We start from the raw sequence: 12,108 nt of genomic DNA on the forward strand, positions 1-12,108 counted from the left end.
AGTTCAATGATCCGGAAGTACACCCTCTTCCCCAAAGGAATCCATGAAAATTGCTAAAGAGTCTGTGGCAGAGCTACTAAAACCGGATGTTGACCAGAATTTGCTGGTGGGCATGACTAATGATCAAATCGGCCAATACTTCGGGGTACCGAAAGAACTGGTGATGTTTAAGTTTAAATAACAAGACCAGCTTCTGGCTAAGGAAGTGGGTCTCTATGTTTATGGAACATCATCCAAACTTAGGGTTCAAAGGCTAGTATGGTGAAATTACTTATAATTAGAAAGCACAACTCACTTTGTTTATATGGTTAATAAGATGTTAGCCGTTCTTGAAAATCGGTGCATTCTAAACATTAAGCGAAGTTCAGATGTTGTTTTCTACAAGCCCAGAGCACATGCTCTGGGCTTGTCCGCTGTATGCTGTATATAGGTTTAATTCTTATTAATGGTGCTTTTTTATTATTTCGGCATAATTGTGCATTCCACGTTTTTCTAACTCTTCGACAAAAACAGACCATGGAGGGACATTACTCATATAAGGGGTTGGCCCTGTAGAAAGTCCGCCTCTCGGGCCGGTTGATAAACCTCCTCCCGGACCAGTCGACGACCCACCACCGGGACCTGTTGATAGTCCACCATCGGGCCAGTAGACATCCCTAGTAACTCCATTCCAAGCTGTAAAGATTCGCACTGGATAGACTTTAACAACTTATAATCGAATGGGTAGGTAAAGAGTACCCATTTAGATTTCTGCCCTTCTGGATTTTTTACTTGAAATTCGTACTCGCGCCACGAAAGCGGCGCTTCCACCTCATCATCATTAGTAGAAACCTCAAGATAATCTCCGAAGTAGATACTAGGAAGGGGCCAGAAGAAGTCATTATTCCCAGTTAGTGGATCAACTTCTCCTCTCCGTCGATGCATATATGTGATTTCTGGGATAAACCCTGTTCCTTTAAAGATTATGCCAGCATTTTATGCACGATGAAGGCCGTTTTCATTATATTGTAGCTTTGACTGATTACCTGTTACTTTGAATAACTTAGTTGATTATCCGCTTCTCGTTTATAAATAACTCATAGGTATTATCAGATATTCTCCTGTTTCCGATGAGGGGCCCTTTAGAACTCCAAGGATTTGCCCCTTGCTATCAAAAACAGGTGCCCCACTAGCATAGTCATCAACCGGGGCATTTGTGCCAAATAATTTAATAGGCCCGTTATCTCCGTCAATGGACTGAATACTAGTGATATTACCTTCTACGATCTTTTTATCCGAATTTGACGCTTCTAAAATATATACTGTGTCTCCGGTTTTTACTAAAGATGTATCTGCTTTGTTTATTAAGCTCAGTGGAGTAAATGATTCGTTTTCTGCCGGTAGAACAAGTCTTGTTAGGTCATAATCAGATTTAGCATTCGAAGCATAATCTACATATATCTTATATGGACCTTCTAGCCGGTCTCCTGAAGGATTTACGGAAGTTGCGTAAAGAAAAATTAGGTCGCATTTAAAAGACTTCTTTCTAAATGTTACACTAATATCTTTTTTTTCGGCTAAAAGATGGGCACACGTTGCTACCTGATAATGATTTTTCAAACTTGCATCTAACTCAGCCAAATCAGCAAAAATAAGCCCCGTACCTTGACCACTTTCAGTTTGTATTGAAACTACTGAATCTGACCAATTATTAAGAACTTCTTGTGCAATATCATGGCTATAGTTAATTTTAATCGTACTTGTTTCTTTTTCCCATAATACATTACAATTGAGGATCTTTGAAATTATACTAATAGGTACATAAACACTTCCTTTAATTACCTTAACTGGAGTATCGATAATTATATTATTTCTTATCCCATTATCATTGATTGTTACAACTGTCTCATTCGGATACATAGAGATTTGTTTATATCCATTATTAATATATACATGCCATGGTCCAACTGGACCGTTATACCAAGATTCAGGCTGCCAATCAACATCAACATTAAGCGCTTCTCCAACTGTTCTGATTGGTACCATTACTCTGCCGTTAACAATTTGTGGCGGGTTTTGACACGAAATTATTTTCCCATTTACTATAATTTTAATAGTTTGATTTGCATACGTAGGAATGGCAACTAAACATAAAAGTATAATAATTGAAATTGAGTTGATTAACTTTCTCTTCATAAAAATCCTCCATTCTCAAACTTTTAATAAAGTCTTAGGGAGAGCATCTTTGACTTGGGGAACATATTTATTCGGTCAGACTTCACTTAGCATTCTTGCGTTCCTTCTGAGTCTCCCTGTTCCAGACTATTTATAAACACAAACAATACACGCATAATAAGAATAATCCAGAAATGCACATTATTAGTCTTTACAAAATTAACCTATTTAGAAGAGTGTTTGAAGATTTAAATAGTCGAACAAATATAATCCCACCCTCTTCCAATACATAATTTTACATCATCTTAGTTTTTCCTGCTCAATTTGGAACAATATGAAAAATTTGTCTTGTGTGTTAATCGGACTGCTTGATGAGAAAAAGAAAAGACCTACTGCTGTAAAGCGTAGGTCTTGATTGTTATAGAGCCGGCCCATTCAGTCCACTTGTTAATTGGATTGGCCGGAATCTGCCCGGATGCAACGGGCATGAATGTTAGTTGCAACTTCCAATCATGCAGAAAAATTAAAGGCCTGCTAAAAATTGATGGCCTTCTTATATTCGGGAATGTTTCATATTTCGTGTAATTAGTTATCCCTAACAAGGTTTAAGACCTTGCAATAATGGGTAACATTGTAGTACAGCCAGAAAGACAAGGCTCTGCCGGAGGGCAACCTGAGGGTCTGACTGTGGAACTCAAGCAATTGGAAAGGCAGTCTTAAAGGGCTGCTTTTTCATTGCTTAGATTCCCAACCCGAAAAACTCCGGGGGTTCGGGGGCAGAGCCCCCGAGGAGCTATGCGCTTTTGTTGCCCGACAGACGTTCCTCAAAGAAAATAGACATTTGTCCCATTATTATTCCCCAATCGCGCATGGGTAATCCCCATTTTTTCTCAATTTCCATAATAGATAGGTAAACTGATTTCTTGAGCGCCTCATCGCCGGGGAAGGTGGTCTTGGTTTTGGTAAATTTCCGGAGCATTCGATGAAATCCTTCTACGGCATTTGTCGTATAAATTAGCCTTCTGACATTCTCCGGATACTTAAAATATACCGAAAGCTCGCTCCAGTTATCTCGCCATGACTTTGCTATCTGAGGATATTTTTTACCCCATTTCTCCCCAAATTCCTCAAGATGATAAAGGGCGTCCTCCTCACAGGGAGCCTGATAGACCGTCTTTAAATCCGCCATAATAGGTTTTAAATCTTTGTATGAAACATACTTTGTTGAGTTTCTGATTTGGTGGATGATACAAAGCTGTTGCTCTGTCTTCGGGAACACACTGTTTATCGCCGTCGATAATCCGTTTAAATTGTCATGACACGCAATGAAAATGTCGTTGATGCCCCGGTTTTTCATCTCATTGACCACCGTTGCCCAAAAGCTTGCACTCTCATTTTCGCTGATCCAAATACCTAATATCTCTTTCCTGCCTTCCATGTTAATCCCTAATACTGTATAGGCACACTTGTTGATGATCTTGGCGTCCTTACGCACTTTGAAGACAATCCCATCAAAGAAAGTTACAGGATATATGCTCTCCAACGGTCTTGACTGCCACTCCATCAGCTGCGGCATGATTTTGTCTGTAATGCGACTGATCAGGGCCGGTGATGCGTCTACTCCATAGATATCACGAAGGTGTGCCTCTATATCACGGGTAGACATGCCTTTTTGGTACATGGCTATCACTTGCTGCTCCAGATTGTTGGATTTTGTCTGATATTTCTCTATAAGCTGCGGTTCAAATTCTCCGTTTCGGTCTCGCGGAACCTTGATTTCCGTCTTTCCCATTTGCGTTTGAATCGTTTTTTGGTTGTAGCCGTTCCGGCTGTTTCCGCTCAGATCTCCTGCCGGACTGTGCTTATCATACCCCAAATGCTCATCCATTTCTGCTTCTAGCATCTGCTCAATGGTTCCGCTGAACAGATTTTTCAGCATTGTATGGATGTCCTCCATGCTGCTGCATTCCTGCGCCAATAGTTTTACTAGTTCATTTGCTCTTTCGTTCATTGATAACATCTCCTTTATGGTTATTATTACCAATTACACGAAAGTTTAAACGTCCTCTTATATTCAGTTAAATAATAATTGCCCATTAGATTTATTTGAATTATTCTTTTTTCTGTAAGCCTATTTATTGCTGAAATAATATCTTGCTCAGTAAATTTTTCAGCTTTTTCCACAGACCAATTTTTAAATTCACTTATGATTTCATATTGATTTATGTCTTTCTTCTCTTTTACTATTACACACACAGAAGAAATTAATTCAAGTTCCCAATCTGAGCCAATATCATTAACAAATTCTGTAGCCATAGTGATTGAGTCAGAAAAACTAATTAATTTTCTATCAATACGTTCACTAATTAACATGGTATTTGCAAGTTTTCTTGCCTCTTCAGTAGAAACTTTATAAAATTCTTGAAACTGTTTAATTTCTTTTATTAAAACATCTATTGAATGAGCATGCGGTCCAAATTTATGTTTTTCGAACTTAAAATACTCTGTGTTTGAAAAAATGTTCATAAAAAATCCGGTCTTTTGAATTCGAAGTCTACTAAATTTTTTTAATCTTGGTTTATATTCCATTAGAATTAAATGTGATGCACTTATTTTAGGAGGCTCCGCAACCTTTGATTTAAACGATCCTTTTGAAGGTTCGTAGATTTCAATATCTAACGTATTAGCAAGAGGTTGAAGGTATTTCATTAGTAACTGCTTAACCTCAAACCAACTTAACCCCCCATTTCCACAGCCTAATGGTGGAATCGCTATAGAACTAATCTTTAATTCTGGAATGATTTTTACTAGAGCAATTAATCCTTTTTCAATAAATTCGATCTTTGATTTAGCTCTCCATTTATCTTTTGTTGGAAAATTAATTATTATTTTCCCTTTCTCGCTAAATACATGTAATTTGCCTATTCCAAAAGTTCCATTTTTACATGCCTCAACATAGTCATTATTGTTATTAGGATATTGAAGTTTAAATTGATATGCTATTCCTTTACCCATAAACCCTTCACAATTTACAGTGTTTACAAGGCAATCTGCATTTGATTCCAAAATGTTTCCTACTATAAACCTAAACACAATATTCACCCCAAAAACATACTTCTATTGACATTTATAAAACATGGACTCCTATGTAGAACACTTAAGCAACTTTCCCTAACAATTGTTTTTATTTCGTTAGTTTTTACATAAAATGCATAAAAATCTATTGGCATAATTGTATTTGGAGACAAACATTCTGCCATACAAATATGCCGGCATACGTCATTTAAATAATTCTTTTGATCCATGGTATCCCACTCAATTATACCAAATCCTTCATCAAAATCATATAATTCTAGAGGCCTCATGGCTCTCGGGTGCATAGGAATTATTTGAAAATTATTTTCTCTTGCAAAGTCTCTAGACAAAGTAATATAGATAAAGTCTTTATCAGGATAATCAGTTTGGACTCTACCATCAAATGGATTTTTGGGGAAAAAATGAAACGGGACATATCCATTCAACCCGTTCTCTCGACGAAAATCAATTAGACCTGGCTCAGCAACATCATCAAAGCGTACCATTTGATTGCGAGGTAGTAATCCATTTCGAAGAATAGCTTCCAAATTTTCTAAAGATGTTAAGTGATATAATAACTTTTGGTCGCGTATAGCCATATAAATTCCCCCAATATTATTACCTAATTAGCCAATAATAATCTTTTATTACATAATTTCACACGAATTTTTATTTTCCTGCTCAATCTGGCATAATATGAAAAATTTGTCTTATAGATAATTGTTAGTCGGAACTGCTGGACGGGAACAAAATAATAAGACTTACTGCTGTAAAGCGTAGGTCTCGATTATCATTATGAAAGGCCCACCAGTTGTTTCTGTTACACTGGCCGGATAAACCCGAATGGCTGTCCGGGTCGAGCGAATTCTTTTCCATTTGATCATTCTCCTTTGTTTTTGGGCATAATTAAAGCCCTACTCGTCTGAGTAGAGCTGTACTTTTTAATTAGATTCTGTTATCCAGATATTTATGTTTTTTTGGTGCTCGTCTATGTGATTATTTTTGTTTGAAAGGTTCAACCTTTTTACCAAATCCATTCCCAGCAATATAACTACCACAAAATGGGCAGAAGTAAAGGTGTGCGAGTCCACTAATAAACCACTGGGTTTCATCAAACTCTTCGGTAAATACAAGTACTTCGTGGTCAGGATCAATTTCCTCATATGCATCTTTTAATCTTTCGCAGCAAAAAGTAATTTTTTCCATACTATTTGACCTCCATAACTTAAATGTCACATAACGATTGTATATGCCAAACATCATCGACAGCATATCCTGTCACTGTCATCCATTACATAATTTTACACCCAACCCTATTTCCCTGCTTAATCTGGTATAATATGAAAAATTTGTCTGGTTTCTGTTAACGAAATCTGGATAATAAAAAGATCCTTTGCCTGTGAGCAGAGGACCGATATTCCAAGTTTCATCACCATTCTAGAGTTATGTGGGGTTTGTAAAAATTCTTGAAGCAATTTGATTGTATAACACAATTGGTCCCGTAGTGTCGTTACCAAACCATTTTACAAATACTTTGTAAATCATTTCAGCCAATTCTTGTTGCGTTTTGGCATTTGGAATTACTATTAGAATATCTCTAACCTCTGGGTCATACTCATCAACCGGGGCGCCCCCGTTAATTAGGCCAATTGGATCGACGGAATTAACCGCTTCTCTTATCCTTAAAAATTCCCGTAAATACCCGGCTTTTAAATTATTATTAATCTCTATCATCTTTAATTAATCTCCCTAATCTAAGAAGCCTTATACCTGGCCTTTCTATTATGATTTTCCTATTCTTTCAGCCGACTTATGGTACATTGTTTATAACTTCCTTTAGGAGTCTTTCAATCAAGATCGAAAAACTCTTCAAACTTTTGTTGCACTCCCAATCCCCCTGGTTCATTATAGGTTTCATATCTTAGGGTCAATATAAGCCCCGTTAGCTTTTATTTTAGAATTTACTTTCTTTTATTAAGATAAAAATAATACAATAGGGCTATTATTGTTATTCCTCCCCAAAAAAACCAAGCTACTTTACTTTCCGCAAGTCGCTCCGATACTCCTGGAATATAACCAAACATAATAAACATCCTACTCTTCTATTCCAATCAACCAAATTGGACAATTTAACCCAATCGCCATCAACGCTTTTTGTGCAATATCAAAATATGCCATTCCGGATATTGCATTTTTACGGTGTGCAAAATATTTACCGGGGTTACTCATTACGATCTCAATGCCTAAAGCTAATCTACGTTCATAGCAAGCGATTTTAAAACCACAAAAGTCTTTGAACATAGATTCAATTGTGCCAAACTGGGCCTCTATTTGAACCAGTTTGTCACCATATTCTTTTGCATAATCAGCATGCCAACCAGCACCAAGGGTAGTTGATGTTTCACATAACACCCTCTTATTTCGCCCAGACAATTCTCCTTTGGTCAACGAAATACCTAATTCATCAGGAGAATTATCTGTTAAACCATGAGGAGTAGCATCATAATACCAATCCATTGCCCCTAGTAGCCAAAATAGATCACAGTTAATTTCAGACTGTGTAGGCCTTTTAGGTAATTTTAAAATAGTATCTATCACCTCATTAGAGAGATCAGGAGAAATGGAATTTATGTATCCTGGTGAACAATTATAAAAGAGTTGTTTGTATTTCATTGACTGTCACTCCTCTAACTCTGGAATTATAAAATATATCATTTTACATCCGTCTCTTTTTTCCTGCTGAATATGGTATTGTGGGAAAAATATGTCTATTCTGTGTTGATTATATATACCTTAAAGATTTACACTAATATTAAAGCGACATAAAAATTCTGACCTACTTCATAAAAAAAGTAGGTCTTTTCTATTAGAAATAATTCGACAAAAATAGACATTTTATGACTTGAGAATTGAGGTGTATCATGGATAATCTGTTCGCGATTAAGCAGGAAGCAAACGGGTTAAGGAAAGCAAAAGAATATGAAAAAGCTTTACCGCTTTATAAAGAGTTCTGGGATACAACCGCTGATAAATTTGATGGAACTGGACTATTAAATTGCCTTAGAAAAACTAACAATCTCGAAGAAGCATCCATTTTAGTGGAGGAATTATTTCAAAGATTTCCTGATTTCTCTTGGTGTCAAAAGGAAGTAGCATGGACGTTAATTGCCACAAAATTAACTCTCCCAGTTAAGGCTGAAAAACGAGATGATTTTTTAAATACCGCGCAGAGAATTCTTGATTTAAACTCCGATAATATCACAAAAGAAAGAGTAGTCTTTACAGTAGTCAAATTCTGTAATGAGTCAAAAGATTGGATTCCCTCCAGAAAATGGCTTTTATTGATTGATCCTGATTCACTTTCATCAGACCCAATATTGATTAATGGTAAAAAAGGATGGTCAAAGCATTATTATTAAATACGGCACCAGGGATCCGGTCAAAATCACTATGACAGAACATGGGCAAAATCCACTCCTTTAACATATCTCAAGGATCCAACCTTCACGTTCGGCAATTTCCTTTTCTTCCAGTCTCAAAGGCGGGTGAAAATAATTCTCTAGGATTTCTCGTTGAACCGACTCGCTTAGCCATCTACAAACAGCATAGCATCCTGCCCATCCGGACTCAGTCTTCACATGGATACCTATTCCGATAAATGGATGGATAGACTTCAGCGATCACACTTTTTCCTGCAGGCACATCAAACCCATCAAACGGCCAAAAATGAACTTTATTTCCTAATTCAAGCCTTATAAATCTTAGCCATGGAATCCCAGCATGGGAGGACTTAGCCACTTGTCCCTGGACATCAAATTGGAATACGCTTTTTGCGGAAGGGGTCCATTTTTAACGATTTTAGCCTCTTCTGCTTTTCTTTTCAATTACCGAGCATACGCTTGTCTTTTTACATCTATCCCCATTTTCTTGCCTATCTGGAATAATATGAAAAATTTGTCTAATTAATGTTGAATTATTTTATTTTAAGTCTTACACTATTATTGTCGGTCTGAATTTGTAGGATTGAGGCAAGAACCCGTATCATTCATCTGTAGTAAGTATTGAATCAAATATATTACAAAAGAAGGGATAAAATGCTCTGGATATTAATATTAATTGGCATCATCGGTTACTTATTTTTTCGGTTTAAATCAAAACCTAATTCCCTAAAGGTTGAGCCGGAAACGGAGGTTATCCAAAATCAAAAATTACTTAGCCAGCCTTGTATAAAACAGCCTGTATCTATCAATCCCAAAATTAATATCTTTACAAAAAAGGGCCGCTCTTTATGTAATGATTTTGTTGTACTGGATTTTGAGACGACCGGATTAAGCGCAACCGATGACAAAATAATAGAAATTGCAGCGGTCAGATACATAAACTATGAAGAAATCGACTCTTTTACCACACTGGTCAACCCCGGCATTCCCATTCCTGCCGGCGCTACTGAAGTAAACCATATCACCGACGAGATGGTCCGGCATGCCCCAAGGATCGGCGATGTTTTACCCGATTTAATTAAATTCATTGGAGAATCTATTATCATCGCCCACAATGCATCTTTTGATATGGGTTTTTTTAAATGGAATGCTGCCCAATCAGGGGGTGAGATTAGTAATCCTGTCATCGATACATTAAGTGTTAGCAGAAAGATGTTCCCTGAACTACACAACCATAAACTTGGTACAGTGGTTGAACACCTTGGTATTTCTATTAATAATGCCCACCGTGCCCTTAATGACGCTAAAGCTACCGGCCAAATTATGATACACTGCTTAAGAACACTGGAACGAGAACATCCTGTAATGAAGTTACAGCCAACAAAAGCCGTGCAGCCAGAGCGCATGCAGAAAATGCCTGAGGAAAAAACAGCCGCCTTTGAAATAATCAAAAGTATTTTGCTGAACCACGAAAAACAATGTTCAGATTTGTGTTGCCGGGAGACGAAGTCCTACCTAGTTATTGAAAATGAAGGACTTAAATGGTTTTTAAGAATTAAGCTGGATGGGAAAAAGAAATTTGTGGCTACTGATTTAGATGCGGAGATGATTCAGGAATGGGTCACTGACTACCAAGTTGAAGGTAATACGTCGGTAGGCCGCTCACGGGTTCTTATTAATTCCCATGCCGATCTAGAACGACTCGAAAAGTTAGTAGTGGCATGTTATGAGCAACTTGAGAATCAAAGCAAACCGGCATAAAATGATATGTTTGAGTTTGAGTTTTATTTTTTATACTCAATTAATATTAGAGATTGGAGTTTTTTGAAGGAAAAACAATTATTTTGACGAAATAGCATTTGTTACCATTGATTAGAATAGGTGGAAAAAATTAATGCTGGCTATCATCAATAGCTGTACCGTATACGGAATGTTCGGTCACCCGATTCAAGTGGAAGTAGACGTCAGTAATGGCCTTCCCAATTTTGATATAGTGGGCCTCCCCGACACTTCAGTCAAAGAAAGCAAGGAAAGAGTCCGGACTGCGATCAAAAACTCCGGTTTTAAATTTCCCATGAGCCGGATTACGGTCAACCTAGCCCCGGCTGATCTTAAAAAAGAAGGCCCCTTGTTTGACCTGCCCATTGCTGTGGGCATATTATCTGCTACAGGTCAAATACCACGGCAAGGAAAACTGCGAAATACGGCCATCGTGGGCGAGCTTTCCTTGGATGGTAAGGTCCGTCCGGTGCCCGGGATTTTAGCAATAGCAGACATACTTTCTCAAACGAAAGGACTGGACTCCTTTATTGTTCCTGAAGAAAATGCCTGTGAAGCCGCGTTGATAAAAGGACTGGCGGTCTATCCGGTAACCCGGTTAAAAGATCTCGCCGCATTTTTAGGAGGAGAAGAAGATCTCCTCCCTTTTGCAGTTGATGCGGAAGCACTGCTGAAGGAAGACCATTGTGAGCATTTATGCGATATGGCGGAAGTAAAGGGCCAGCAAGGAGTGAAAAGAGCCCTGGAGATTGCTGCTGCCGGGGGACATAATGTTCTTCTTGTCGGGTCTCCCGGATCCGGTAAGACGATGCTGGCCCGAAGGCTCCCCACCATTCTGCCCTCCCTGACCCTGGAAGAAAGCCTGGAAATTACAAGGATTTACAGCATTGCCGGCTTATTATCCAGAGATCAATCTCTGATTACCACCAGACCTTTCCGGGCACCCCATCATAGTGCCTCCGCGGCCAGTCTGATCGGCGGAGGACGGATTCCCCACCCGGGAGAAATAAGTCTGGCCTGTCATGGCGTCCTTTTCCTGGACGAAATGCTGGAGTATCATAAAGGAATTTTGGAAGCCTTGCGCCAGCCCTTGGAAGATAAATTGGTCACCATTGCCCGGGTAGAGGCAGCTTATAGCTTCCCGGCCAAATTCCAACTGGTGGGGGCTCTTAATCCTTGTCCGTGCGGTTTTTTCGGCGACCCGGTTAAGGAGTGCACCTGCACACCCCACCAAATACAAAAATACTTAGGAAGAATCTCCGGCCCTCTTCTGGACCGGATTGACATTCGATTTGACGTGCCTCGGGTTGAGTACAAAGAATTGGCCTCGGAAATCAGATGCGAGACCTCTGCAGAAATCCGTCAAAGAGTGGAAAATGCCCGGAAAATTCAGGGCGCACGTTTAGCGGGCACCGGCCTCACCTGTAACGCGCATATGGAAAGAAAACAAATCCAAAAATACTGCCAGCCGTCCCGGGAGGCAAAACAGTTGCTGCAAGAAGCCTTTCAACGGCTGAACCTAAGTGCCCGGTCCCACGACCGCATCCTCAAGGTGGCAAGGACCATTGCCGATCTGGACCAATCGGAAAACATTCAACTTCCCCATATTGCGGAAGCAATACAATACCGGGGCTCTCATCTGCTATGACCGTTCTTTCTA

The 12,108-nt window shown here is 38.8% G+C and carries 12 protein-coding genes; 4 read left to right on the top strand and 8 right to left on the bottom strand.

Going from position 1 to position 12,108, the window contains the following annotated elements:
- Positions 1-43 precede the first annotated feature (43 nt).
- Positions 44-181: a hypothetical protein gene (locus tag DCMF_RS29110; protein ID WP_214659166.1), complete on the top strand. Its 138-nt coding sequence runs from the start codon at positions 44-46 to the stop codon at positions 179-181.
- Positions 182-1,065: 884 nt separating this feature from the next.
- Here DCMF_RS29110 and DCMF_RS07045 read toward each other — a convergent pair.
- From DCMF_RS07045 to DCMF_RS07080, 8 genes are all read right to left on the bottom strand, one after another.
- Positions 1,066-2,175: a stalk domain-containing protein gene (locus DCMF_RS07045; protein WP_148133772.1), complete on the bottom strand. Its 1,110-nt coding sequence runs from the start codon at positions 2,173-2,175 to the stop codon at positions 1,066-1,068.
- 772 nt (positions 2,176-2,947) lie between these two features.
- Positions 2,948-4,165 carry an IS256 family transposase gene (locus DCMF_RS07050; protein ID WP_148132669.1) on the bottom strand — a complete coding sequence of 406 codons (1,218 nt, stop codon included), beginning with the start codon at positions 4,163-4,165 and terminating at the stop codon, positions 2,948-2,950.
- Positions 4,166-4,191: 26 nt separating this feature from the next.
- Positions 4,192-5,247, bottom strand: coding sequence for a type II toxin-antitoxin system antitoxin DNA ADP-ribosyl glycohydrolase DarG (darG, locus tag DCMF_RS07055; RefSeq protein WP_214659167.1), 1,056 nt, complete (start codon positions 5,245-5,247; stop codon positions 4,192-4,194).
- A gap of 5 nt (positions 5,248-5,252) precedes the next feature.
- Entirely contained in the window at positions 5,253-5,828 is a 576-nt protein-coding gene (locus DCMF_RS07060; protein WP_148133773.1) for a DarT ssDNA thymidine ADP-ribosyltransferase family protein, read from the bottom strand.
- A 124-nt stretch (positions 5,829-5,952) separates the two neighbouring features.
- A complete protein-coding gene (locus tag DCMF_RS29115) occupies positions 5,953-6,105 on the bottom strand; it encodes a hypothetical protein (protein ID WP_214659168.1) in 153 nt (50 codons plus the stop codon).
- Between the two features lie 120 nt (positions 6,106-6,225).
- Entirely contained in the window at positions 6,226-6,435 is a 210-nt protein-coding gene (locus DCMF_RS07065; RefSeq protein WP_148133774.1) for a hypothetical protein, read from the bottom strand.
- Between the two features lie 237 nt (positions 6,436-6,672).
- On the bottom strand, positions 6,673-6,963 hold the full coding sequence (locus DCMF_RS07070; RefSeq protein ID WP_148133775.1) for a hypothetical protein: 291 nt from the start codon (positions 6,961-6,963) through the stop codon (positions 6,673-6,675).
- A 360-nt stretch (positions 6,964-7,323) separates the two neighbouring features.
- Positions 7,324-7,902 (bottom strand): BglII/BstYI family type II restriction endonuclease, encoded by a 579-nt coding sequence (locus tag DCMF_RS07080; RefSeq protein ID WP_148133777.1) that lies wholly within the window; start codon positions 7,900-7,902, stop codon positions 7,324-7,326.
- A 248-nt stretch (positions 7,903-8,150) separates the two neighbouring features.
- Here DCMF_RS07080 and DCMF_RS07085 point away from each other — a divergent pair, with 248 nt between their 5' ends.
- From DCMF_RS07085 to DCMF_RS07100, 3 genes are all read left to right on the top strand, one after another.
- Positions 8,151-8,648 carry a tetratricopeptide repeat protein gene (locus DCMF_RS07085; RefSeq protein ID WP_148133778.1) on the top strand — a complete coding sequence of 166 codons (498 nt, stop codon included), beginning with the start codon at positions 8,151-8,153 and terminating at the stop codon, positions 8,646-8,648.
- Between the two features lie 675 nt (positions 8,649-9,323).
- Positions 9,324-10,430 carry an exonuclease domain-containing protein gene (locus DCMF_RS07095; protein WP_148133779.1) on the top strand — a complete coding sequence of 369 codons (1,107 nt, stop codon included), beginning with the start codon at positions 9,324-9,326 and terminating at the stop codon, positions 10,428-10,430.
- A gap of 133 nt (positions 10,431-10,563) precedes the next feature.
- Positions 10,564-12,096, top strand: a complete 1,533-nt coding sequence (locus tag DCMF_RS07100) for a YifB family Mg chelatase-like AAA ATPase (RefSeq protein ID WP_148133780.1) — start codon at positions 10,564-10,566, stop codon at positions 12,094-12,096.
- Positions 12,097-12,108: the final 12 nt, after the last annotated feature.

Source organism: Candidatus Formimonas warabiya, from assembly GCF_002777255.1.
GTDB lineage: Bacteria > Bacillota > Dehalobacteriia > Dehalobacteriales > Dehalobacteriaceae > Formimonas > Formimonas warabiya.

Coding starts and splice junctions, on each gene's coding strand:
- DCMF_RS29110 (WP_214659166.1), top strand. CDS start 44: ATGAAAATTGCTAAAGAGTCTGTGGCAGAGCTACTAAAACCGGATGTT.
- DCMF_RS07045 (WP_148133772.1), bottom strand. CDS start 2,175: ATGAAGAGAAAGTTAATCAACTCAATTTCAATTATTATACTTTTATGT.
- DCMF_RS07050 (WP_148132669.1), bottom strand. CDS start 4,165: ATGAACGAAAGAGCAAATGAACTAGTAAAACTATTGGCGCAGGAATGC.
- DCMF_RS07060 (WP_148133773.1), bottom strand. CDS start 5,828: ATGGCTATACGCGACCAAAAGTTATTATATCACTTAACATCTTTAGAA.
- DCMF_RS29115 (WP_214659168.1), bottom strand. CDS start 6,105: ATGGAAAAGAATTCGCTCGACCCGGACAGCCATTCGGGTTTATCCGGC.
- DCMF_RS07065 (WP_148133774.1), bottom strand. CDS start 6,435: ATGGAAAAAATTACTTTTTGCTGCGAAAGATTAAAAGATGCATATGAG.
- DCMF_RS07070 (WP_148133775.1), bottom strand. CDS start 6,963: ATGATAGAGATTAATAATAATTTAAAAGCCGGGTATTTACGGGAATTT.
- DCMF_RS07080 (WP_148133777.1), bottom strand. CDS start 7,902: ATGAAATACAAACAACTCTTTTATAATTGTTCACCAGGATACATAAAT.
- DCMF_RS07085 (WP_148133778.1), top strand. CDS start 8,151: ATGGATAATCTGTTCGCGATTAAGCAGGAAGCAAACGGGTTAAGGAAA.
- DCMF_RS07095 (WP_148133779.1), top strand. CDS start 9,324: ATGCTCTGGATATTAATATTAATTGGCATCATCGGTTACTTATTTTTT.
- DCMF_RS07100 (WP_148133780.1), top strand. CDS start 10,564: ATGCTGGCTATCATCAATAGCTGTACCGTATACGGAATGTTCGGTCAC.